Origin of the sequence: Blautia sp. MSJ-9, assembly GCF_018919065.1 — a bacterium.
GTDB lineage: Bacteria > Bacillota > Clostridia > Lachnospirales > Lachnospiraceae > Blautia_A.
On the sequence record NZ_JAHLQG010000031.1, the window covers coordinates 94236 to 119358 of the forward strand.

24 protein-coding genes and 1 riboswitch are annotated in these 25123 nt (G+C 43.7%); all 24 genes read right to left on the reverse strand.

Annotation, left to right across the window (positions count from 1 at the left end):
• Positions 1-116 precede the first annotated feature (116 nt).
• Positions 117-1676 carry a ribonuclease Y gene (gene rny, locus KQI87_RS08310; RefSeq protein WP_216459711.1) on the reverse strand — a complete coding sequence of 520 codons (1560 nt, stop codon included), beginning with the start codon at positions 1674-1676 and terminating at the stop codon, positions 117-119.
• A gap of 170 nt (positions 1677-1846) precedes the next feature.
• Complete coding sequence (locus KQI87_RS08315) at positions 1847-2479, reverse strand: regulatory protein RecX (protein WP_253292419.1); 633 nt, start codon at positions 2477-2479, stop codon at positions 1847-1849.
• On the reverse strand, positions 2480-3544 hold the full coding sequence (gene recA, locus KQI87_RS08320) for a recombinase RecA (protein ID WP_216459712.1): 1065 nt from the start codon (positions 3542-3544) through the stop codon (positions 2480-2482).
• Between the two features lie 227 nt (positions 3545-3771).
• Positions 3772-5226: a glycogen synthase GlgA gene (gene glgA / locus KQI87_RS08325; protein WP_216459713.1), complete on the reverse strand. Its 1455-nt coding sequence runs from the start codon at positions 5224-5226 to the stop codon at positions 3772-3774.
• 55 nt (positions 5227-5281) lie between these two features.
• Positions 5282-6088: a sporulation transcription factor Spo0A gene (gene spo0A / locus KQI87_RS08330; protein WP_216459714.1), complete on the reverse strand. Its 807-nt coding sequence runs from the start codon at positions 6086-6088 to the stop codon at positions 5282-5284.
• A 153-nt stretch (positions 6089-6241) separates the two neighbouring features.
• Positions 6242-8230: a diguanylate cyclase gene (locus KQI87_RS08335; RefSeq protein WP_216459715.1), complete on the reverse strand. Its 1989-nt coding sequence runs from the start codon at positions 8228-8230 to the stop codon at positions 6242-6244.
• Between the two features lie 169 nt (positions 8231-8399).
• Positions 8400-8475: riboswitch (cyclic di-GMP riboswitch) on the reverse strand.
• Positions 8476-8878: 403 nt separating this feature from the next.
• On the reverse strand, positions 8879-10105 hold the full coding sequence (spoIVB, locus tag KQI87_RS08340) for a SpoIVB peptidase (RefSeq protein ID WP_216459716.1): 1227 nt from the start codon (positions 10103-10105) through the stop codon (positions 8879-8881).
• Positions 10106-10185: 80 nt separating this feature from the next.
• Positions 10186-11877: a DNA repair protein RecN gene (gene recN, locus KQI87_RS08345; RefSeq protein WP_216459717.1), complete on the reverse strand. Its 1692-nt coding sequence runs from the start codon at positions 11875-11877 to the stop codon at positions 10186-10188.
• A 192-nt stretch (positions 11878-12069) separates the two neighbouring features.
• Entirely contained in the window at positions 12070-12528 is a 459-nt protein-coding gene (gene argR / locus KQI87_RS08350) for an arginine repressor (protein ID WP_117677117.1), read from the reverse strand.
• Between the two features lie 18 nt (positions 12529-12546).
• Entirely contained in the window at positions 12547-13407 is an 861-nt protein-coding gene (locus tag KQI87_RS08355; RefSeq protein WP_216459718.1) for an NAD(+)/NADH kinase, read from the reverse strand.
• A gap of 20 nt (positions 13408-13427) precedes the next feature.
• Positions 13428-14240 carry a TlyA family RNA methyltransferase gene (locus tag KQI87_RS08360; RefSeq protein WP_216459719.1) on the reverse strand — a complete coding sequence of 271 codons (813 nt, stop codon included), beginning with the start codon at positions 14238-14240 and terminating at the stop codon, positions 13428-13430.
• Complete coding sequence (gene dxs, locus KQI87_RS08365) at positions 14240-16108, reverse strand: 1-deoxy-D-xylulose-5-phosphate synthase (RefSeq protein WP_216459720.1); 1869 nt, start codon at positions 16106-16108, stop codon at positions 14240-14242. The genes KQI87_RS08360 and dxs overlap by 1 nt, the downstream gene beginning before the upstream one ends.
• 13 nt (positions 16109-16121) lie before the next feature.
• Positions 16122-17009, reverse strand: a complete 888-nt coding sequence (locus tag KQI87_RS08370) for a polyprenyl synthetase family protein (protein WP_216459721.1) — start codon at positions 17007-17009, stop codon at positions 16122-16124.
• The gene (gene xseB, locus KQI87_RS08375; RefSeq protein ID WP_216459722.1) at positions 16993-17232 is read right to left on the reverse strand and encodes an exodeoxyribonuclease VII small subunit; all 240 of its coding nucleotides are present in this window, start codon (positions 17230-17232) and stop codon (positions 16993-16995) included. Before xseB ends, KQI87_RS08370 begins: the two co-directional genes overlap by 17 nt.
• A complete protein-coding gene (xseA, locus tag KQI87_RS08380) occupies positions 17219-18439 on the reverse strand; it encodes an exodeoxyribonuclease VII large subunit (RefSeq protein ID WP_216459723.1) in 1221 nt (406 codons plus the stop codon). Before xseA ends, xseB begins: the two co-directional genes overlap by 14 nt.
• Positions 18436-18858: a transcription antitermination factor NusB gene (gene nusB, locus KQI87_RS08385; RefSeq protein ID WP_216459724.1), complete on the reverse strand. Its 423-nt coding sequence runs from the start codon at positions 18856-18858 to the stop codon at positions 18436-18438. The genes xseA and nusB overlap by 4 nt, the downstream gene beginning before the upstream one ends.
• A 153-nt stretch (positions 18859-19011) precedes the next feature.
• A complete protein-coding gene (locus tag KQI87_RS08390) occupies positions 19012-19398 on the reverse strand; it encodes an Asp23/Gls24 family envelope stress response protein (RefSeq protein WP_216459725.1) in 387 nt (128 codons plus the stop codon).
• A gap of 147 nt (positions 19399-19545) precedes the next feature.
• Positions 19546-21135 (reverse strand): peptide chain release factor 3, encoded by a 1590-nt coding sequence (locus tag KQI87_RS08395; RefSeq protein ID WP_216459726.1) that lies wholly within the window; start codon positions 21133-21135, stop codon positions 19546-19548.
• Positions 21136-21432: 297 nt separating this feature from the next.
• Positions 21433-22245, reverse strand: coding sequence for a SpoIIIAH-like family protein (locus KQI87_RS08400; RefSeq protein ID WP_216459727.1), 813 nt, complete (start codon positions 22243-22245; stop codon positions 21433-21435).
• Between the two features lie 10 nt (positions 22246-22255).
• On the reverse strand, positions 22256-22573 hold the full coding sequence (locus KQI87_RS08405) for a hypothetical protein (protein WP_253292421.1): 318 nt from the start codon (positions 22571-22573) through the stop codon (positions 22256-22258).
• Positions 22557-23123 carry a stage III sporulation protein AF gene (locus KQI87_RS08410; protein ID WP_216459728.1) on the reverse strand — a complete coding sequence of 189 codons (567 nt, stop codon included), beginning with the start codon at positions 23121-23123 and terminating at the stop codon, positions 22557-22559. The genes KQI87_RS08405 and KQI87_RS08410 overlap by 17 nt, the downstream gene beginning before the upstream one ends.
• On the reverse strand, positions 23123-24358 hold the full coding sequence (locus KQI87_RS08415) for a stage III sporulation protein AE (RefSeq protein ID WP_253292422.1): 1236 nt from the start codon (positions 24356-24358) through the stop codon (positions 23123-23125). The genes KQI87_RS08410 and KQI87_RS08415 overlap by 1 nt, the downstream gene beginning before the upstream one ends.
• An 89-nt stretch (positions 24359-24447) precedes the next feature.
• On the reverse strand, positions 24448-24834 hold the full coding sequence (locus KQI87_RS08420) for a SpoIIIAC/SpoIIIAD family protein (RefSeq protein ID WP_216459729.1): 387 nt from the start codon (positions 24832-24834) through the stop codon (positions 24448-24450).
• 85 nt (positions 24835-24919) lie between these two features.
• The gene (spoIIIAC, locus tag KQI87_RS08425) at positions 24920-25114 is read right to left on the reverse strand and encodes a stage III sporulation protein AC (RefSeq protein ID WP_216459730.1); all 195 of its coding nucleotides are present in this window, start codon (positions 25112-25114) and stop codon (positions 24920-24922) included.
• Positions 25115-25123: the final 9 nt, after the last annotated feature.

A 25123-nucleotide genomic window follows, 5' to 3' on the forward strand; every position in this document is an offset into this window, starting at 1 on the left:
TTTTATATAGTCAAGATTCTCCACCTTTATCAGATTATTTCTTGATATAACAAAAAAGCTACATAAACTGTATATATAATATACAATCTATGTAGCTTATATCTTCAAAGAACTAATTATTTTGCGTAGTCAACCGCTCTGCTTTCGCGGATCACATTGACTTTGATCTGACCAGGATATTCAAGTTCTGCTTCGATCTGTTTCGCAATATCACGTGCCAGGAGAACCATATCAGCATCATTGATATGCTCCGGTACTACCATTACACGGATCTCTCTACCTGCCTGAATAGCAAAAGATTTATCAACGCCCTTAAACTGGTTCGTAATATCCTCCAGCTGTTTCAGACGATTTGTATAAGTTTCCAGTGTCTCTCGTCTTGCACCAGGTCTTGCTGCTGAAATCGCATCTGCAGCCTGTACAATACAAGCGATCAGAGATTCCGGTTCGCAGTCACCATGATGGGATGCAACTGTGTTGATAACGATCTGGGATTCTTTATACTTCTTACAGAGATCTACACCAATCTGAATATGGGAACCTTCAACCTCATGGTCAATGGATTTACCAATATCATGAAGAAGACCGGCTCTCTTAGCCATACGGACATCTACGCCAACTTCACCTGCCAGCATTCCGGACAACTGAGCTACCTCGATAGAATGTCTCAAAGCATTCTGTCCATAACTTGAACGGAATTTCATGCGGCCAAGAAGTTTCAGTAATTCCGGATGGATGCCATGAACGCCAACGTCCATTGCAGCATTCTCACCATCTTCACGGATCTGTGCTTCTACTTCTTTCTGCGCTTTCTCAACCATCTCTTCGATTCTGGCCGGATGGATACGTCCATCAACGATCAGTTTCTCAAGAGCTACACGTGCGATCTCACGACGGATCGGATCAAAGGCAGATAATACAACTGCTTCCGGGGTATCATCGATAATAAGATCTACACCTGTAAGTGTCTCCAAGGTACGGATGTTACGTCCCTCACGACCAATGATTCTTCCTTTCATCTCATCGCTTGGAAGCTGAACAACAGAAATTGTAGTCTCAGCTACATGGTCAACTGCACATTTCTGGATGGCATTAACTACGTATTCTTTGGCTTTCTTTCCTGCTTCTTCCTTTGCTCTGCTCTCCAGCTCTCTGTAGAGTCTGGCAACATCCACTTTCACATCGTCTTCAACGGATCTGAGTAATTCTTCTTTTGCCTGTTCGGAGGTAAGACCTGAAACTCGTTCCAGTTCCTGTACTCCCTTCTGCTCAAGTTCTTCTACTCGTTTTTCTTTCTTCTGCACCTCAGCTGCTCTCGCTGTGCATTCCGCTTCACGCTTCTCTACTGCATCTGCTTTCTTGTCTACCGCGGATTCTTTGGCTAATACACGGTTTTCATACTTCTGCAGTTCGTTTCTGCGTTCCTTGGTTTCTTTCTCCAGTTCATTCTTAGTACGGAGAGATTCTTCCTTCACTTCCAATAAAGCTTCTCTTTTTTTAGTCTCGGCTGTTTTCAGAGCTTCATCTATGATGCTTCTTGCTTTGTCTTCTGCTGTTCCAACGACTTCAGCATCCTTCTGAATCTTGTTGTTTACAGCGACCTTGCAAGTAACAGGAACCGCAATAAGTAGCGCGACTACCACAGCGACAATTGCAACAATAATTGTTGTTGTCACAGGAGCACCTCCTTATTTTGTTTTCATTGTACAAATACAACAATACAAGTTTATCTTTTTTTCATACTTATGTCAAGTTTTTCAAGGGAAATGTTTGAATATTTTTCCGTTTTTGAAAAGTTTCCCGCCTGACCTCACAAAAGCAGAATTCCGTAGAATATTACCAGCATTTACCACTGATCAGCCGTCCGGATATTCATACTCTCAAGCACGCTTTTTATATCCGGATAACTAAATCCACGTCTGATCAGATACCCCTGAAGTCTGCGCATTTCTTTCTCATCGAGTTCCGTATCAGGAGCATATTTCTTTTCTACTGTCCGATACAGGATTTCCCGTTCATCTGGCATATTTAAGGCAGCCTCTTCTTCCCACGCCGCTGACACAGTTTCTTTATCTATTCCTTTGCCGATCAGTTCCTGTATGATCTTCTGGCGGCTTTTTGTGTTCATCCTGTATGCGATATAAGTTCTGGCATAACGCTCATCGTCTATATAACCGTAAGATTCCACATATGCCAGAGCATAATCTACCGCCAGAGGACTGAAACCGGCCTGGCGCAGTTTGTCTCTCAGACCTCTTTCCGTACGATCCATATGTTCTAAGAGACGCATAGCTTTATGCCGTGCGTCTCTGTATTCTTCCGGTTCCTGCGCAATTCCCTGCTGTCTTCTCACCGGTTTCTCTGTCAATTGTCTTTTTTGTTTCTCAGCTAATCTGAGAAACTCTTCTAATGATACTCTGTTATCTGATCTGACTGGTTCCTGTCCCTTCAGACTCCCGAATGAATCTGATTTCATCATTTATTCCTCAGTATCATCCTGATTTGTAACGGACACTGCAGCAGTCTCTTCTTCCTGGGCTGCATCATCAGGAAGTAAGTGATACTGAATTCTTACTTTCCTCTCGATCTCATCACAGATATCTGTATGCTCTTTCAGAAACAGTTTCGCATTCTCACGACCCTGTCCGATCTTGTCTCCATTATATGCATACCATGCGCCACTCTTATTTACGATGCCGCAGTCTGCTGCCAGATCCAGGATATCGCCTTCTTTGGAGATACCTGTTCCAAACATAATATCGAACTCTGCCTGTTTGAATGGCGGAGCTACTTTATTCTTCACGACTTTAATTCTGGTATGGTTACCAACCATCTCACCGCCCTGCTTCAGTGTCTCTACTCTTCGGACATCGAGACGGATAGAGGAATAGAATTTCAGTGCACGTCCACCTGTTGTTGTCTCTGGATTACCAAACATGACACCTACTTTCTCACGGAGCTGATTGATAAAGATAACGACACAGTTAGATTTGCTGATAACTGCAGTCAGCTTACGAAGAGCCTGTGACATCAGTCGTGCCTGAAGGCCTACATGGCTGTCACCCATATCTCCGTCAATCTCTGCCTTCGGTACAAGGGCAGCTACAGAGTCCACGATCACGATATCCACTGCACCGGAACGAACCATAGTCTCTGTGATCTCCAGAGCCTGCTCCCCGTTATCCGGCTGTGATATGTATAAATTATCGATGTCTACACCGATATTCTTGGCATAGACAGGATCCAACGCATGCTCTGCATCGATAAAACCTGCAATTCCACCGCGTTTCTGTACTTCCGCTACCATGTGAAGTGCTACGGTTGTCTTACCACTGGATTCCGGTCCGTAGATCTCGATGATACGTCCCTTAGGTACACCGCCTACGCCAAGTGCGATATCAAGACTTAATGATCCTGTTGGAACAGTCTCTACCTGCATGTTTGCTCCGGATTCTCCGAGTTTCATTACAGAACCCTTGCCGTACTGTTTCTCAATATGTCCAAGCGCTGCTTCCAGTGCTTTCTGTTTCTCTTCATTTATCATTTTTTATATAATCTCCTTAAGCATATTCAGAACTTATGTTCGTTTTCTATTCATTATAGTATTATACTTCGCGACGGATGTCAAGCTTTTTTGTCTGCTCCACCCATTTATTTTGTCTGTCAAAAAACGACAGTTTAAGACAGAAAGAACAGGAAACGCACTCTCTTCTGCATTCCCTGCTCTTTCGTATTCTCAACTATAAACTTTTACATATAAACAGATATCTTTTATTCTGGTTTGTCTCCGATGAGCCAGTTGTACATTTCTTCATACTGGCGTGCAGAATTGTTCCATGAGAAGTCCGCTGCCATTGCGCGGTCAACCATTTTGTTCCACTCACGTTTCTTGTCATAGAAGACTCTCTCTGCATTACGTACAGTAGCAAGCATCTCATGAGCATTATAATTTCTGAATGAGAAACCTGTTCCTGTGCCTTCGTATTCATTGTACGGCTCAACAGTGTCCTTAAGTCCGCCTGTCTCTCGGACGATCGGAAGTGTTCCGTAACGGAGACTCATCAGCTGGCTTAAGCCGCATGGCTCGAATAAGGACGGCATCAGGAATGCATCGGATGCTGCATAAATGCGATGGGACATTGTCTCATCATAGTAAATCTGTGCAGATACTTTTCCATGATATTTCCAGTCAAAGTGACGGAACATGTTCTCATAGCGCTCATCACCGGTTCCGAGGGCTACGATCTGAACTGCGTCCTGACAGAGTTCATCCATTACATATGCGATCAGGTCAAAACCTTTCTGATCGGTCAGACGGGAAACAATACCGATCATCATTGCCTTTGGATTCTCTTCCAGACCAAGGTCTTTCTGAAGCTGCAGTTTGTTCTTAACTTTCTCTTTTCTGAATGTAGTTGCGTTGTAGTTCTTTGTGATATACGGGTCTGTTTCCGGATTGAATGTGTTATAATCAATACCGTTTACGATGCCACGCAGACTGTTCGCACGTGCACACATCAGACCATCAAGTTTCTCGCCGTAGAACGGTGTCTTAATCTCCTCAGCATAGGTATTACTTACAGTTGTAACTGCATCTGCGAATACGATACCGCCTTTAAGGAAGTTGGCATCCTTGTATGCTTCCAGCTTATCTGCTGTGAAATAATAATCGGAAAGTCCTGTAATATTCTGAACAGTTTTTACATCCCATACACCCTGGAATTTCAGGTTATGTATTGTCATGATCGTCTTAATGTTCCAGAAGAACTCATTCTGCTGGAAGCTGTCATGCAGATATACCGGTACGAGACCTGTCTGCCAGTCATGACAGTGGATGATATCCGGTCTGAAGCCGATAACCGGAAGTACAGATAATACTGCCTTGGAGAAGAATGCAAATTTCTCCAGATCCCATGGTGCACTGTCGTATGGTTTCGGTCCACTGAAATAGTATTCATTATCGATAAAATAGAACTGAATTCCCTCATATTCCATATGCATGATTCCTACATAGCAGTTCTTGTATCCAAGATCCATGTAGAAATGTGTGATATATTCCATTTTATCTTTCCATTCCTGTTTCATACATGCATATTTCGGTAAGATCACACGAATGTCAAAATATCTCTTGTCAAAATATTTCGGTAAAGAGCCTGCTACATCTGCAAGACCTCCTGTTTTTATAAACGGAACAGCTTCAGATGTTGCAAATAAAATATTTTTCATGCGAAAAACCCTCCTTGGTAGCCTTTGTTATATACAATTATACTCCAAAATATGACTATTGGAAAGAGCGATTTTTATATTCCAGTCTGATTTTATCTGCGATCAGGGCAATAAATTCTGAATTCGTCGGTTTTCCCTTTCCAGTGCTGACCGTATAGCCAAAAAGTTCATCGATCGTGTCCATTTTTCCCCTGCTCCAGGCGACTTCGATCGCATGCCGGATCGCGCGTTCTACTCTGCTTGCCGTCGTCTGGTGTCTCTTTGCGATCGTCGGATAGAGTATTTTTGTGATGGAATTGAGCATCTCCATGTCATTAACGGAAAGAATGATCGCATCCCTCAGATACTGATAGCCTTTGATGTGAGCAGGCACCCCGATCTCATGAATGATATTTGTCACATCTGTCTCCAGATTTCTTACAGGAACCTGCTGTGCCTGTACACTCTCCTGCTGGCGGCTGATTTCTCTCATCCGCCTTACTCCTGCTCTGCGCGTATGTTTGATCCGATTGAGCAGCATGTTGTTGTCAAAAGGTTTCAATACATAATAATCTGCACCCAGACTGAACGCATCCTCTGTGATCCGTTCCTGCCCTACAGCAGAAACCACGATGAATGCCGGCGTTTTTTTGAGGCTTTTGTCATGGGCAAATTTCTCCATTACTGCCAGTCCGTCCATTTTCGGCATAATGATATCCAGAACAACAACATCTGGTTCCTTTTCACGAATAATATTACAGATTTCTTCTCCGTTATGTGCTTTTCCAACCAGTTCAAGGTCTTTATCTTCCTCTATGATCTGACCAAGTACTTCCACCATTCTCTCATTATCATCCGCAACTGCCACATTTAATTTTTCCATGAGGCCATCTCCTCCCTGATTCTTCTACAAATATGTTTTCTTTTTTCGGCACATTACATATTATAGAGGAATGATACGGGAGAAATCAAGCTGGAACAGGAGATTTAGTCCTATTTTCTGTCGACCGTTTTTGACCTTGTTTTCTGTTCATTTTCATTTTTCTACAAAATTGGATATTCTTGGACAGCAATCGAATTTCATGTAACTGATGATCTGGCTCCCAAGTTCCCTCTGGATCCTGCCCTGTGCATTTACAAGACATTCCAGCAAAACAGGATTAAATATACCACTTTCTCCTTCAAGGATCTTTTTGACAGCCTCTCTGTGAGGGATTGCTTCTTTGTATGCCCTCTTGCTGACAAGGATGTCGTACGCATCTGCCAGAGATACCACCTGGGCTGCAATTGGGATTTCTTCACCTTTCAGACCATCCGGATATCCATTTCCATCGTATCTCTCATGATGCCATCTGCAGATCTCATAGGCTGTCTTTACCAGTTCTTCATTCTGATATAGTTCCAGATTCTTCAGCAGTGCAGCACCGATCAGGGTATGCGCTCTTATGATCTGCTGTTCCTCAGCAGTCAGACTTTCGGGTTTGTTCAGGATTGTCCCACTGATCCCGATCTTGCCGATATCATGAAGAGCGGATGCAATAATGATCACTGACCGTCTTGACCAGGAAAGATTGTACCTGTCCGTTTTTCTTGCCAGTTCATCAAGCAGAATGTCTGTGATCAGATTGATCCTTAAAATATGCTGTCCGCTTTCACCGTTTCTGTAGCCCATGATCTGGCTGAGGATACCGATCATAATCTGGCTGTTCTTCTGTTTCTCATAAACCTGATCTGTCACAAGCTGGATCAGTCTTCGCTGTTTTGCATATAATTTGATGGTATTGTATACTCTTCTGTATACTACCTGTGCATCAAATGGTCTGTTGATATAATCGGACACGCCCATCTCATATGCCCGGCGGATGATATTTTCTGAGTCTTCACTGGATATCATGATCACCGGAATATCATCGATCCAGTTTCTGTTTACCATTTCCCCAAGCACTTCAAAGCCATCCATTACAGGCATGATAATGTCAAGCAGTACAAGGGAAATATCTCTTTCATACTGTTCCAGAACCTCCAGTCCTTCTTTTCCGTTCTCTGCCTCCAGAATATCGAATTCGCCTCCCAGTACTTCTGCCAGGATCGCGCGGTTAAATTCTGAATCATCAATGATCAGTATCTTCTGTCTGAATCTGCTGCTTTCATGTTCTTCCAGATTTCCGTCAGAAACTACATCAGTAGTAACAACCATATTCTTCCTTAATTTTGCCTGATACATATACTGATCTGCTCTGATAATCGCATCTTCCACTGTATCTCCGGATGAAAGAGTTCCGCCAATGCTGACTGTCAGATGAATCCGGGAATATCCCGGTACTTTTGCTTCGCTGATATTTTTACGGATCTGCTTCAGTTTTTCTGCAAAGACTTCTGCTGAAATATCGGGCATTACAAGAAGGAATTCATCTCCTCCGTAACGGATGATAATATCTGATTTACGGATTCCCTCTCTGATCACTTTTGCAGCTGTTTTCAGAACTACATCTCCTACTCTGTGTCCAAATGTATCATTGTAAATCTTAAAATCATCCAGATCGATCATTGCAACTCCGGCTGATGCCTTCATCTTTCTGATCTGATCCTCAAAGTATCTTCTGTTGGAAATTCCTGTCAATGCATCAATATACAGTTCATCGTCATAACCACTGAGTTTTCGAAGAAGCCTGTCACGTCCCTCTGAGTCAAGCATCACGTCATCGTCCAGACAATTTATCATTTCCATGACATATGCTTTTCCATCAATCTCTACATACTTTGCAACTACCTGATATAAAACAGAATCAATAAATTCCATTTTTACTTTCTTGCTTTTTGCTTCTAATGCTTTGAATGATACACAATTCTCGCAGGGATGACTCTTTCTCCAGAAAGCAAAGCACGGATCAACGCCCTCCGGATGTTTCTTATTTTCATTAATCTTCTGTACAGTTTCTGCTTCAAGCAGACGGACAACATCAAAAACCTGTCTCATCTGTCGCATGCTCTCATGCGCTTCGTCCATTGTCATTACTGTATTCATAAAATGCCGCCTTTTCGTTTCAAATAACCTTTTAACAAAAACAAAAATGCCCACTTTTCTGCTTTCATTATTATAAATTGTTCTGATACTGAATTTTTCTGCTACACTGCAGCTTTTTATGAACGTGAAAAAAGTATTGTTATAACAATAACAATACTTTTGATCAACACCCTGCAGCTGGCTGCCATTTTACAGGCCCTGTAGCTTTGCGTCGCAACCTTTCGATTGTTTTGCCATATTATTTTTGTTATTCAGAAGTTATCATGTCCTTTTACAGACATGATAACTTAAAATCTATCCTGATTTCATCCACATATATGCCATTATAGTAGCACGCAGTCACTCAAATGTCAAAACTTTTTAAGTTATTTTAAGCTGTTTCATAAATCTCTTTGCGGATCTTATCTTTGATTTCCACAAGATTGTCCAAAAGCAACGGATTAAACGTTCCACATTCTCCGTTCAGGATCATCTCCAAGTACATCCCTGAGCAGATGTCTGTTCATCTCGGAATCATCGATAACAAGGATCTCTGTAAGATTTTAAAACAACGCAAAGACAGGGGTTTTATTACTGCAAACCACAGCCTGCGGAGTTTTTTCTGCTCTCTGTTCATGATAAATAAGAATGCAGTACTATATAATACCCCTACGTCACTTTTCTGGTGTTTTCAAGCATATTTTCTATAAATATTCCATAACCGCTGGTGGAGTCCTGCACGAATACGTGGGTTACTGCGCCAATTATTTTACCATTCTGGCACAAAGGTGAACCCGACATTCCTTGTACCACGCCTCCTGTTACATTTAACAATTCTTCATCCGTCACCTGTATCACAAAGCTTTTATTTGTGTCTTCATGATTTAGATCAATTCTTTTGATTTCTGCATCATATTCTTTTACCTGTCCATCTACACTGCAGAGAATTGTAGCAGGTCCGGTTCTTACTTCCTGCTTATGTGCGATCGGCATCTTTTTTAAAGTGATTCCATCGTCTGCGGTTTTAGTAAACTGACCATATATTCCGTTTTTAGTATTCGTTTCTATAGTTCCAAGGATATTGCGATCATCGTAACGGATGAAACCTGCAAGTTCACCGGGGTTGCCTTTGCTTCCTTTATTGATTGCAAGAATCTGGGCTTTGTAGAGAGCACCGTTGCGGATATTCAGAAGCTGTGTAGTGTCAATATCGCTGATACCATGGCCAAGAGCTCCATAATTACCATTCTGGTCTACGTAAGTAAGAGTTCCGATTCCCTGGGTGTCGTCCCTTACCCAGATTCCCAGTTTATAATCTCCTTTCGTATCTTTCACAGGAGTTACGGACACAGGGATGCTTTCGCCCTCACGGCTTACTTCTAATGTAACTGCTGTTCCGTCCAGTTCTGCGATATCACTGATCAGTTCTTTCTTCGTAGAGATTTTCTGTCCATTAAATGAAACAATGTAATCTCCCTGCCTGATGATATTCTTTGCGGGTTCCTTTGTTTCGCCGTTCTGATCCTGAATTTCTCCAGTGTCGATGACAAGAACTCCCTCTGTTTCCATGTAGATTCCAATAGTGCTTCCGCTGACATAGACTTCCTGGTCATCTACGGGTGTTACTTTTATATTTTTGAATGGAATATAGCCAAGCAGTTTACAGGGCAGAATATAACCTCCGTCCTGCGAAACTGTGACTGCTTCTTCGAATGTAACCAGAGGCGGGGAAAGTACCTCTGTTACATCTTCCGCATTTTCTCCACTGTCTCTGGATATCTGGATTTCATCCGGAATTTTTCTGTCCAGATACTGGTACCCTAACAGAAGCATCACCAGCAGATCCAGTGCAAGACAGCATATTACAAAAAATCTATATTTTTTTCTTCTGTTCATTCACGCACATCCTTTCGGTAAAAAAATAAGAGAGAACAATCTGCAATAAGATTATCCTCTCTTAGTATGTGGTCTATTTTTTATTTGAGTCTTGTATTTTTTTGTTTCTGTGCCAATTCTTTCATCTCTTTTGCGTTCTCGAGAACAGCAGGTGTGATTTCTGCACCACCCAGCAGTCTTGCCAGCTCACGGATGGAATCATTTTCCTCAAGTACATGAATCTGGGTGATGGTTTCGGTTCCCTGCAGGTGCTTTTCAATTTCGAAATGACTGTCTGCCATAGCTGCGATCTGAGGGAGATGAGTAATGCAAAGCACCTGATGATGCTGGCCGATCACTGCCATTTTCTCGGATACTTTCTGTGCAGTTCTTCCACTGATACCAGTGTCGATCTCATCGAAGATCAATGTCTCGATCTGGTCTCTGTCTGCAAGGATTGCTTTCAGTGCAAGCATAATACGTGAAAGCTCACCGCCGGATACAATCTGGCCTAACGGTTTCAGGCTCTCACCCGGGTTTGTTGAAATGAGATACTGGATATCATCATTTCCGTTGTCTGTATAATTTTTCTTTTTCTGGAAATCAATGGCAAAGTTTACATCTAGGAAGTTTAGATCTTTCAGTCCCTGAATGATCTTTTGTTCCAGCTGTTTACTGTATTCTTTGCGGATCTGTGATAAATCATCCGATCTTTCTCTGAGAATTTCTTCCAGTTCTTTGAGATGATCTTTTAATTCCTGTAAATTCTCCTCATATTTACGTAATTTTTCCAGTTTTTCTTCCTGAAGTTTACGGTAGGAGAAAATGTCCTCAATGGTACGTCCATACTTCGCTTTCAGTCCATTGATCAGATCCAGACGTCGCTCTGTCTCATAGAACTCGCTCTCATCAAAAGTCATATCATCCAGATAAGCTGACAATTCTCTGTTAAAATCATTCAGCAGACCGTCCACAGAAGTAAGTGTCTCTGACAGAGGCTCCAGTTCCGGATCATACTGGGTTACGTGGGAGAACTCTTTTATTGCTTCTCCCACGGTTTCTCCAGCTCCTTCTTTACTGTCATAGCCTGTGAGATTATGTACTAACTGCAGGGAATCTACGATGAGTTTGGCATTGCTCATTTTTCTGTACTGAGCTTCCAGTTCCTCGTCTTCTCCAGGCTGCAGATTTGCTTTCTTAATTTCTTTGATCTCAAATTCCAGAAACGCAAGTTCGCGGTTTCGTTGTTCCTCGTCCATGTTCATGGAATTGAGCTCTGTTTTGCATTTGCTGTATTCTTTGTATGCCAGAGATACATTCTCCTTTGCAGGAAGAATGTTCTCCTTGCCATATGCATCCAGAATTGCAAGCTGCTTGTCCTGATACAGAAGAGACTGGTGTTCATGCTGTCCATGGATATCCAGCAGGCAGGCTGCGGCGGCCTTCATCTGGCCGACTGTGCTTGTCTCACCGTTGATCTTATTGATGCTTCTTCCGTCCATGATCTTTCTGGAAAGAAGCACCTGTCCATCTTCTGGATAGATATCCAGTTCTTTCAGGGCTTCCATAGCTTTCTCGTTCTCTATCTGAAAAAGCAGTTCTACCAGTGCGTAGGGTGCGTTTTCTCTTATCATATTCTTAGAAGTCTTAGCTCCCAGGATCAGCTGCATGGATCCTAACAGGATGGATTTACCAGCGCCGGTCTCACCGGTCAGGATATTCAGTCCAGGGCCAAATTCTACTTCTATTTCTTCTATCAGTGCAAGATTCTTTACGTGCAGATGAGCTAACATTTATTGCCTCCATTAATATGTCATAAGTTAAGCGGATAAAAACATCCACTTGGCTACTTGCTCATAATCGAATAACTACTACGCAGTTTATTCGGTTAAATAGTTGCTCCGCAACTTATTTGTCAAAAATACTGCTCAGTTCATGAACAATACGCTTGTTATTGTCCACGAATTGAGCAGTAATATTTACTGTTACTGGTTTAATCTTACAAAACTTCTCAATTTCTCAGCTGCTCCCAGTGCCATGTCTGCGTTCTTTGCAGCGCACATGATGGTGTCGTCACCTGCAATGCATCCCAGTATCTCCGGCCATTTCAGAGCGTCCAGCGCTGCTGCCACACCCATTGCCATTCCGGAAACGGTCTTGATCACAATGATATTCTGTCCCACATCAATAGAAAGCAGGGTATCTTCCAGTACTCTGGTATATTTCGCTCCAAGACTGCCTGATTCATTGTTTATGATGGCATAGCGGGACTTTCCGTCCTTTCCTGCCACTTTTGTCAGCTTAAGGGCACGGATATCTCTGGAAACAGTTGCCTGTGTCACTTTAAATCCTGCCTCATTGAGTCTGGATGCCAGTTCTTCCTGTGTATCAATATCATACTGATGGATCAGTTCAATAATCTTTTCATGTCTCGCAACTTTCACTCTATTCCCTCCTGCTGATCAGCTGTCTCTCATCTTCCGGCGCAACACTTCCACGAAGCTTAAATGGTTCAGCTTCAGGATCTTTGTCTTTACATCTGCCATCCGGATCTGTATGCAGTCACCGGTAACCATGGGAATAAATGTATCTCCGTCAAAAGATGCGATTCCTTTTTCGCAGTCACAGTGTCTTCCTTTTCCTATCTCTACAGTGATTACATCCTGTGCCGGAAAAATAATGCTTCTTGTATTCAGTGTATGAGGTGCGATCGGAGTCATGATCGTCATTGCCGCATTAGGCGATACGATCGGTCCGCCTGCGGAAAGGCTGTATCCGGTAGAACCGGTAGGTGTGGAGATAATGATTCCGTCTGCGTTATAAGAATTCAGATAAACATCATTTACATAGTTCTTAAAACGCACAACGCGGAGGTGTCCATCCCTGCCGATCACGATATCATTCAGTGCGATATCCTTTCCGATCAGCTCTTTACCACGGTATACTCTGCCCTCAAGCATCATACGTTCTTCTACTTCATAGTCATCTGCCATCAGCTGATCCAATGCACTGTACAGAGATGACAGATCTACCTCCGCAAGGAAGCCCAGATTTCCAAGATTGATGCCGAGGAGCGGGATTTCTTTATGGACCACATCTCTGGCCGCCTGCAGAAGCGTACCGTCACCGCCCAGCACAATGATACACTGTGTATTATCCGGGATCTTATCGGGATCCGTATAATGATAAGTACCTTCGTGCTTTCTTTCTGCCTGCTGCACTTCGCAGTTTCTGTTATGTTCTTTCAGATAATCTGTAATTTTTCCTGTGATCTTAAGGTTCGGATCCTTGTCACTGTTTGTTATAATATAAAACCTGTCCATAGTTATTTCCTGATCCAGTACTATTTATCTAACTGTCCGTGAGCTTCTGCCACTACGTCCTCTACAGATACCTGCAGACTGTCTGTCACTTCACTGCCCTCCGGACGCTTCTTAAGGTGAAGAAGATATTCAATATTTCCTTCCGGTCCCTTAATCGGTGAGAAAGAAAGATGACATGGTTCCATAAATATGCTCATAGCATAATTACGCACTTTCTCAATAACCTCCTGATGAACAGCAGGGTCTCTTACCACACCTTTCTTGCCGACTTTCTCTCTGCCTGCCTCAAACTGCGGTTTGATCAGACATACGATCTCACCTTCATCTGTAAGAAGATTTCTCACAGGAAGCAGCACTTTTGTAAGAGAAATGAAAGATACGTCAATGGAGGAAAAATCTGCCGGTCCTTCCAGGTTTTCAGGTACCACATAACGGATATTCGTTTTCTCCATGCAAACAACTCGCGGGTCATTGCGAAGCTTCCAGTCAAGCTGGCCGTATCCTACATCAATGGAGTATACTTTTACTGCCCCGTTCTGGAGCATACAGTCTGTAAAACCACCTGTGGATGCGCCTACATCCATACAGACCTTACCGTCCAGTGTCACATCAAAATTCTTCATAGCCTTCTCAAGCTTCAGTCCGCCGCGACTTACATATGGCAGGGTATTTCCTCTGACTTCGATCTTTACTGTCTCCGGGAACATGGTTCCTGCTTTGTCTTCTTTCTGACCATCTACATATACATCTCCTGCCATGATATATGCCTTTGCTTTCTCACGGGATGGTGCAAGGGCACGTTCCATCATAAGCATGTCTAAACGTTTCTTCATTATTCTCTTACTTCCTCACTATCCTCTATTGCCTGTCGGATATCTGCCACGCCAAGACCGATCCTGGTACGCAGACTGTCCACATTTCCCTGAGGCACAAAGCGGTCCCAAACAGATGCGGATAACACTCTTGCCTCCGGATGACAGGCTTCCATATAAGCAGATACATGTTCTCCGTATCCGCCGCTCTTTACGTTCTCTTCCACTGTTACAAACAGATTGTGGTCTTTTGCAAGTTCATCAAGAAGATCCACATCCAGTGGTTTTACAAATCTTGCATTTACAAACGTCGGGTCATAGCCGTCTGCTTTCAATCCCTGACAGACTTCCAGACAGGACGGAATCATACTTCCCACTCCCAGCACTGCGATCTTCTTTCCTCTGTGGATAATCTCACTCTTACCATATTCTACAGGTGCCTGATACTCCTGCAGTCCCTGGTATGCACTGCCTCTCGGATATCGGATGGCAACCGGTCCGTCATAGTCCACTGCAAATGCCAGCATATCTGCCAGTTCTTTATCATTCTTCGGTGCCAGAACTGTCATATTCGGCATCATGGACAGATACGACAGATCAAAGCAGCCCTGATGTGTCTCTCCATCTGCTCCTACCAGTCCTGCCCTGTCAATGGCAAAGATCACATGCAGTTTCTGCATACATACATCATGCAGCATCTGATCCACTGCACGCTGCAGGAATGAAGAATAGATTGCAACTACAGGAACCAGTCCTCCAAGCGCAAGTCCTGCTGCAAAGCTGACTGCATGTTCCTCCGCGATTCCCACATCAAAGAAACGCTCCGGAAATCTCTTTAAAAATTCCACAAGTCCGGTTCCGTCCGGCATGGCTGCTGTAATGGCAGTCAGCTTCTTATTCTTCTCTGCAAGGGAAACCAGCGCTTTTGAAAAAACATCTGTGTAACCTGGTACCGTTTTCTTCTGCAGTACTTTTCCTGTTTTAATATCAAACGGGCCGGTTCCGTGGAATCTGTCCGGATGGGCACTTGCAGGTCCGTATCCTTTTCCCTTCTTGGTCAGAACATGGACAACGACCGGTCCTTCCACGCGTTTCGCTTCGTTAAACAATTTCATCATCTGGCGCATATTGTGACCGTCTACAGGTCCAAGATAGGTCAGCCCCATATTCTCAAACAGCATTCCCGGAATAAAAAGCTGCTTGATACTGCTCTTTGTCCTCCGCATGGTGTCTACCATCGCAGTTCCTACTTTTGGAACTTTCTTGAGAGTTTTTGTCACGCCCATTTTTATCCCTGTGTATGCTTCCGCAGTCCTCAGGGCACTCAGATAGGTGGACATTCCTCCTACATTCCTTGAAATAGACATATTATTATCGTTGATGATGATAATAAAGTTTGTCTTTAATTCCGCAGCATTATTTAACGCTTCATACGCCATTCCTCCGGTGAGGGCACCGTCTCCGATAACAGAAACTACATGATGCTTCTGTCCCAGAATATCTCTGGCACGCACATACCCAAGTCCTGCAGAGATCGAGTTTGAACTGTGTCCTGCATCAAAAGAATCGCAGTCACTCTCACTTCGCTTCGGAAAGCCGCTTAAACCGCCCTCTTTGCGCAGATTCACAAACTCATCCTTTCGTCCTGTAAGGATTTTGTGTGTATATGCCTGATGTCCCACATCCCAGATCAGTTTGTCTTCCGGAAAGTCCAGCACATTATGCAGCGCCAGAGTCAGCTCCACCACGCCAAGATTGGACGCAAGGTGACCTCCTGTCTGACTGACAGACTGGATTAAAAAGTCTCTGATTTCCTCTGCCAGAGGCTCGAAATCTGCCAACGGTATTTTGTGGATATCATTGGGTTTCTTTATCTTTTCCAGAATCATTTGTATCCTTCCTTTATTTTCTGCGATTTATCAGTTTTTCAATTAATAAATACAGAAATTCGTTATTTTTGTTCAGGCTCTTCAGCAGTTCAACCGCTTTCTCCGAAAGCAGCTCTACCTGCTCAGATGCCTTCTCTATTCCAAAAAGAGTCACATACGTGACTTTATTGTTCTTCTCATCACTGTGTACAGGTTTGCCGAGTTCTTCGTCCGTGCTGGTTACATCCAGAATGTCATCCTGAATCTGGAAAGCCAGACCGATATTTCCGGCAGCTTCTTCCACTACGGAAACTTCCTGTTCATCTGCTCCTGCAAGGATCGCACCTGTCATCATAGATGCCTCAATCAGTGCAGAAGTCTTGTTTCTGTAGATATAATCCAGTATCTCTTTCTCCAGGGGCTTGCCATCATTTTCTACATCAACGCTCTGTCCGCCAAGCATTCCGTGAATGCCTGTTTTCTCTGCCATTACTCTCAGCACATGGATCACTCTGCTCTGGTCTTCTGTAAGAGAAAATGCCTGAAGCATGGTCTCATATGCGTAATTGAGCAGTGCAACACCGCTTAACACACCCATGGCTTCGCCGTAGACTTTATGAGTGGTCAGTCTTCCGCGTCTGTAATCATCGTTATCCAGCGCAGGCAGATCATCATGGATCAGGGAATGGGTATGGATCATCTCCATTCCTGCCATAAACGGCTCCACAACTTTTCCCTCACCGCCGAATAAACGGTAAGTCTCCTGTATCAGGATCGGGCGCAGGCGTTTGCCGCCTGCCAGCATACTGTAATTCATGGCCTGTGCCATTGTCCTGGCAAAGCCTTCTTCTGCAGGCAGAAAACTCTTTATCACGCGCTCCGCATCCTCAGTTCTTTTTGTTAATTCATCTTGAAAATTCACTAAACGTACCATCCTCATTGAGCTGCAGCATCTTCTTCTCCACTGTATCCAGCTTGTCGCTGCAAAGTTTCAAAAGTTCCATACCCTGTCTGTACAGTCTGAAAGAATCCTCCAGTGATGTGTCACGATCCTCCAGCTTTCCTGCCAGCAGATCCAGCTCTGCAAACATTTCCTCCAGAGGTTTCTCCTCCTGTAACTGTTCACTGTTCTCATTCTTCGCCATGGATTCTCTCCTCCTTTACTGTACTCTCAACCTGTGCCTCTATCGTACCGTCTGTTACGGATATATAAATGGTATCCCCATTTTGTACCTGTTCTACACTTGTCAATGTCTTTTTATTCTTGTCTGCCACATAAGAATATCCCTGATTCAGCTTCTTCAGTGGAGAAAGTCCGGCAAAACGTTCCAGATAAATAGACAATCTGTGCCTGTTATCCTGAAGTTTCCGGTTCATTCCGTTCTGAATGGACTCCTCCAGATCTGCCAGACGCTGTCTCTGCTCACGCAGTCTGTTCTCAGGACTCAGATAACCAAATTTCATCTGAAAATGTTCCAGTTTACTGCGGTACAGGTCCGTTTTGCTGCTCATGGCACGGTAAATTCTCTGCCTGTAAATGCCGACCGCCTCTACTACACTTCGGTAATCATCCACTGCCAGTTCTGCTGCAGCAGATGGTGTCGGTGCACGCAGATCTGCAACAAAATCAGCGATCGTGAAGTCTGTCTCATGACCTACTGCAGAAATGACCGGTGTCCGGCACTGAAAGATTGCCCTGGCTACGATTTCTTCATTAAATGCCCACAGGTCTTCGATAGAACCGCCGCCTCTGCCGACGATGATCACATCTACGCCTGCTGCATCCAGCATCTCGATGCCTTTGACAATACTCTCTGCCGCACCTGTGCCCTGCACAAGAGCCGGATATAGAATAATCTGGAGATAGGGATTTCTTCGATAGGAAATATTGCGGATATCCTGAACAGCCGCACCTGTCGGTGCAGTTACCACACCTAGACGTTTGATAAATCTGGGAATGGGCTGCTTGTACTCCTGTGCAAACATCCCCATATCTTCGAGTTCCTGCTTCAGTGCAAGATATCTCTCATACAAAGCACCGGCACCCTCCAGGGTGATCTCCTTTGCATACATCTGATAGCGGCCGTCACGTTCATATACATCCACACTTCCGCCTACAACTACCTTATCGCCATTCTTCATAGCAAATGCAAGTCCCCGTCTGTGTCCGGCAAACATCACACAATTTAGTGTGCCTGTCTCATCTTTCAGGGAAAAATAGATGTGTCCACTTGTATGGTATTTACAATTGGACACTTCTCCCTTTACATAAATCTTCTGCAGTAAATAATCCTGGGTAAACATATTCTTGATATAACGGTTTACCTGTCCTACAGAATATGCATTTTTCATTCTGTTTTCTCTTCAGCTGCGCTGTTTGCAATCTTACCAAGGATACCGTTTACAAAAGAACCTGAAGTATCGCCGCCGAAACGTTTGGCAAGTTCTACTGCCTCGTTAATGGCTACTCCTGTCGGTACATCCTGGTCATATTTGAGTTCATACACTGCCAGACGCAGGGCTGTCAGGTCGACACGGCTCATTCTCTTTGTCTTCCATCCTTTACTTGTCTCATTTAACAGTGCATCGATCTCGTCTAATTTCTCAAGTACATGACGGTATTTCTGGCTCATGTATTCCTGGTCTTTCTCTGAAAGCTCCTCCAGGGTGTCAAAATAAAGTGAAAGCTGTTCACTCATCTCTTCCTCTGAATTAAATTCTGTCATGAACAGTAATTTAAAAATGTGTTCTCTCTGCTCTCTTCTTCGCATAATTCCCGCTGTATAAACAGCTTTCCTTTCTATTATATCTGTTACTGTCCACTTATCTTCGCCCGGCGGATCAGACCATCCGCATCCTTTATAAAACAATTTTTCAATGAACAGTAATCTCTTCTTTTCTTAATTACACAAAAAAGGAAAGGGTTACTTTCCTTTTTCATTCTCCATATCTACACCGGCAATGTGAATGTTGACGTCTGCAACCTCAAGACCTGTCATATTCTCTATGGATGATTTGACTTTCTCCTGGACTTTCTTGCTTGTCTCAAGGATGTTCTTACCATATTCGATGTTCAGGTTCAGATCTACTGTTACGACTCCTTCGAGTACAGTAACCTTAACGCCCTTGGAAAGATTCTTCATTCCAAGCTTGCTTACCAGTTCGTTTGTGATATTGCCTGCCATGGAAGCGACTCCGTCTACTTCTGTAGCAGCAAGTCCGGCAATGATAGCGACCACTTCGTCTGCGATCTGAACTTCACCAATGCCGCCTAAATCCTGTATTTTATATGTTGTTCTTTTCTCTGCCATTGGAAAACCTCCTGAGGAATTCTTTGTCACTGCTCATATTCTGTTTCTCCGAAAGTCTGTATTACGAGATCTGTTCCGGAAATAAAATGAGCAGGGACTTTCATAGTCTTTGTTTATTATACCAAATCGGCAGATAAATGAAAAGGGTTATTTGCTGAATTCCGTTAATATTAAGCCCGGATTTCTGTCTTCTGTCATTCCGACACTCCATGAATTTACGAAAAGGAGCAGCGGATTTCCCTTAAGGTCAGTTACTTTCTTCATGTCAGAAGTTCCGACGATCTTGTCCACTTTTACCTCTTCCTTGTTTGCGATCCAGCGGATATGCTCATATGGAAGTGTTTCCAGACGGATGTCTACGTTGTATTCATTTTCCAGACGATATTTCAGAACATCAAACTGCAGGACACCTACAACGCCTACGATGATCTCTTCCATACCTGTATTAAATTCCTGGAAGATCTGGATCGCACCTTCCTGGGCGATCTGGTTGATACCTTTAACAAACTGCTTTCTCTTCATGGTATCGATCTGGCGGACTCTTGCAAAATGCTCCGGTGCAAATGTCGGGATTCCCTCAAATGCGAATTTCTTTCCAGGTGCGCAGATGGTATCACCGATAGAAAAGATACCCGGGTCAAAGACACCGATGATGTCTCCTGCATATGCTTCGTCTACAACATGACGGGACTCTGCCATCATCTGCTGTGGCTGGAGCAGACGCATCTTCTTGTCACCCTGCACATGATATACTTCCTGGGAAGCATCGAATTTACCGGAACAGATTCTCATAAATGCGATTCTGTCTCTGTGAGCTTTATTCATATTTGCCTGAATCTTAAATACAAATGCTGAGAAGTTGTCATCCATCGGGTCGATCTCACCGGCATCAGACATTCTCGGAAGCGGGGATGTTGTCATTTTCAGGAAATGCTCCAGGAATGTTTCCACACCGAAGTTTGTCAGAGCGGAACCGAAGAATACAGGGGTTAATTCTCCCTTGCTTACCAGTTTCTGATCAAAGTCTGCACTTGCTCCGTCCAGAAGTTCGATCTCGTCCAGAAGCTGTGCTTTCTGCTCCGGATCCATGATCTCGTCTGCACGGCTGTCGCTTAACGGGATTTCCTCGATGACACCCTCTTTGGTTCCTTTCTGTGTATCAGAGAAAGTAAGGATTTTCTCTGTATTACGGTCGTAAACACCGCGGAATTTCTTACCGGAACCGATTGGCCAGTTGATCGGGCAGGTTGCGATCCCGAGTTCTTTCTCGATCTCATCAAGCAGGTCAAATGTGTCGTTTGCATCACGGTCCATCTTGTTGATGAAAGTAAAGATCGGGATGTGGCGCATTACGCAGACCTTGAATAACTTTCTTGTCTGTGCCTCGACACCCTTGGAACCGTCGATTACCATGACTGCTGAGTCTGCTGCCATAAGAGTACGGTAGGTATCCTCTGAGAAGTCCTGATGTCCCGGAGTATCCAGAATGTTGATGCAATAGCCGTCATAATGGAACTGGAGAACGGAAGATGTAACGGAAATACCTCTCTCTTTCTCGATCTCCATCCAGTCTGATACTGCATGGCGGGCAGTTGCCTTACCTTTAACACTTCCGGCAAGATTGATAGCTCCGCCATACAGCAGGAATTTCTCGGTCAGTGTGGTCTTACCTGCATCCGGGTGGGAAATAATGGCAAATGTTCTTCTTTTTTCTATTTCGTTCGTATACTTAGACACGTTTAGCCTCCTGTGTGCGCTTTCTTAATTATTGTTATATTGGTTTCTTCGTAACTGCAGAGATATCGGACAGTTACGTATCTTTATTCGTTTTACCTAATACCATGATTGCAAAATTATTGCAGTTCACTGCATACCTGAAAATATGCTTCGTGACACATGCCCTGCAAACAATTTTTCTGCATATAATCACTGATATTAGCTACGTTTCCTATTTTTTTACAGCATTCCTATTCTAGTATATGCACTGGTTTCCTGTCAAGATATATGTTTGGGATATTCGTTATTCATCGTATATTAGTCATAAATATCTGTTGTGTCGATCGTGGCATCTTCATATGGCTGTGCGGATGTCTCACTATCCTCATAGGAAGTGTCATCCGCAGCACCATCTACACTTGAATCTGTCTCTGTGTCTGTTGTGTCAGTGCTTTCTCCAATGTCTGCAGAAGTATCTACCGTATCACTTTCCGCTACATCTTCGCTTTCTTTTAATGGCGTGATCACGATATTCTCTGCGGCGATCCCGGTTTTTCTTTTTACGATGTCTTCGATCTGGGCGCGTTGTGCGTCAGAGAGTTCGGCATCCGGGATTACGACATCTGCGGTTTCACCGGTGAGATTTACTACCACATCCTTAAAGCCTTTCGCCTCAAGCAGAAGTTCTGCGGCGGCTTCTTTCTCTGAGAGGTCTGTCATAGAGACCATAGTATGTATGGCTTCCTGTTTTTCTTCATCATCAATACTCTCGTTGTTGATAATGTCCTGCAGATCTGCCTTGTTCTGGGAACGGACCTGTTCTCTGCTGATCTTTGCCTGAGCTGCAAAACCTGTGGAGCCTGTTAGTACAGCTTCACCTGGAGTATCTGTTTCCTGAGTATCTGTGAGGCTGTCATCTGTAAGACCGGTACCCGCCTGGTTTTCATCCAAAAGGGCTGTCTCATCTGTGAGATCATATCCTGCATCTTCAAGGATACTGCTGCTGTCTGTGCTTGCCTCCTTATCCTTAAATCCAAGATCTACATCTGCAAAGTTCAGATATCCTGCTACTGCAATAAGAATTGCCAGTGACGTAATGATGACCTGATTTTTTTTGATGACTTTTTTCACATTTCTCTCCTCATTTCATTTTCATTATTCTAATTCTATGAGCATCTACCTGAAATAATGCCATGACCGCCTGCTGAATATTCTGGACTACTACAGGATCTCCCCCGCCCTCTGCCGAGATCAGGACTCCTGTCACCTGTATGGTGCCGGAATTATAAAAGCTCTGCTGGTCTTTCTTCTCATCTGTCATCAGAATGACCTGTACTTTTCCCACTCCGTCTACGTTCGTAAGAAGTGATTCCAGTTTTTCCTCCAGTTCGCTCTTCTGTGCATCTGCAGTCTGAATGGATACAGAGGTGTTCTTTTGCTGTTTACTGGAGACCGGCATGGCCGCTACTGCCAGAAGTATTCCAAGAAGTAACAGAATTCCCCACTTTGCCGGACTCATCTTTGACAGTCCGGATAGTAAGCCGGCTTTGTTTAAGTCCCCATTCTTCCACCAGTTCATCTGCAAGCCTCCTTTTCTCCTCCTGCGAAATATCTTTCTCCAGTGTGACTGCTGCCTGTGTGTCTTCTCCTTCTATATTTACTTTTACCTTATATACTTCTATGCCTCTTTTTTCCAAAGATTCCCGGATTTTCTGTTCCAGTTCCAGCTCGTAACCTTTCTCCAGATAAACTTTCTGGAGATTTTGAAATTCCTGAAGTTCTTTTTCCCTGTTTTCTTTGGAAAAGTTATCCAGAAAACTCTCTGTCAGTTCCGGGCCTTTTCCGAGGATAGAGAATACGGGAGTGCTCATCATGAAGATCAGGAGCAGACCCATGAAAAAGCGGACGTATTTCTCGTATTTCTGATCCGGGACCAGATTGAGGATGGCGGTAAAAAAGATGTAAAATACTGCGAGATTTCTGATCCATAAATATAATTCTTCTTTCATCACGATACCCCCGCAATAATGATCAAAAACGTTAACATGCAAAGAACTTCCGCTGTCAGAAGCAGCTTCAGAAGCAATGCGCACCCCTCTCCGATCGTACCAAGTGCGCCTACAACTCTCTTATCAGAGATTGGCTGTGCGAGTGCTGCCAGGAATCGGTAGATCAGGGACAGGCTTCCATAGTGGATCACCGGACCTGCGCAAATAAACAGAAGTATGATCACGATCACTACTCCAAGACTGTTTCGCACCATCACTGCACTGGTCAGGACAAGTTCTGTCACTGCAGTTACTGCATTTCCGATTCCGGGAATCGCACTTGCTGTTTTTCCGATGGCGGAGCGTTTCAGGGTGTCGATCACGGGACTTACCATGTTCCGCACAATCTGAAGTCCTACTACAGTTCCCAGAAGTGTTTTGAGTCCCCAGCTTACGGCAATGTCCAGAAGTTCTGCCATCTTGGTGAGCATTTCCTCTTTCGACAGATGGTTCACCATTTTCAGGAGAACGCTCAGTTTTATGACCGGCAGAAATAAATTTACAAGGAGCCACTGGATTGCCCATACCATCAGCAGAACGCCTTCGTAGAAAACTGCTGCTGTGGCTGCACCAGTGGAAGCGGTTACTGTCATGAAATAGGCAGGGGACAGAATTTTCATAAAATTCACAAGCCCTAGGAGGCGCTGTGACAGTGTGCTTCCAAGCTGTGTAAAATTCTCCATAAGGATCATGAACAGAGCCAGATAAACAATGTAGAAACTGATATTTCCAACCTGTCCGTTTCCGAAAACATCTGCGAATTCTGCCAGTACTGCAGCGATCAGAATGATCAACAGCAGTTTCATGATCAGACCTTTTTCGTTCTCTATTTCCGAAAAAAAGAGACTGTACAAAAAGCTCCGTACAGTCTCTTTTGAAATGGGGTCGTCCCCGTTTATAATGTTTGTCAGTACTTTTCTGACTGAAAAAGAATGGTCTGCCATGATCTCATCCAGCATCTTCTGCATGTCGTCGATCTGGATTTCGTCCAGCAGATTCTCCTGTAATATCTGCGATGTGGAATCCTCCTGTTGTTCTGTCTGTTCAGCGGCATATGCCAATACTGTCTGATTCTCAAAAAATGCAATGCTTTGTATTGCAATACACAATATAACTCCAAATATAAGAATATCTGTCAAAATCTTTCCCGAAAATCTTCTTCGCATCCTGGTCCATCTTTCAGTACGCATCTCCATACATGTAACCCACCATTTAATTATACACCTCTTTCTAATTCTGCATCTTACTTTGGATTCATGCCGTATTATTTTCCATGCAATCCGCTTCATATCATAAACTCCGAAATCATATCCAGAATTGCCAACAGTACCGGCATACTCAATACCATTACTGACAATTTGCAAAAGAGATCGATCTGTGTTCCGATAGTCTGATAGCCTGCGTCTTTGCAGATCGCAGAGGAGAACTGGCCAATATATGTAATTCCGATGATCTTTATCAGAACTGTGAGATAGCTGCTGTCCATGGGGAAGCTCTCTTTTAATCTGTTCATGGTTTCAAATAAGTAGGAAACCTTTCCTGCTGCCAGTCCGAGGATCAGAAAACCGGTTGTCATGGTCACAAGTGCTGCAAACTCCGGCCGGGTTTCTTTCAGGATAAAGCCAAGCATCATTCCGCAGATTCCCATGATCGAAACTTTTACAATGTCCATAGTTTCTATGCCTCCCGTTGATCCACAATAACATGTCCGACAGATACTCTTTCAGCAGATCATTTTGTGGAAATTCATACTCTGCTCATAGTACAAATAATTGCTGGATACTTTCAAACAGTTCATAAATATACGGCACGATCCAGAACAGTACCATCAGCAGTCCCGCAAGACTTACCAGAAAAGCCTGTTCATCTCTTCCGCTGTGCTTCAGAATCTGGCAGAGAATAGAAACCAGGATTCCCACTGCAGCGATTTTAAAAATAAGACTTATCTCCACAATTTCTCC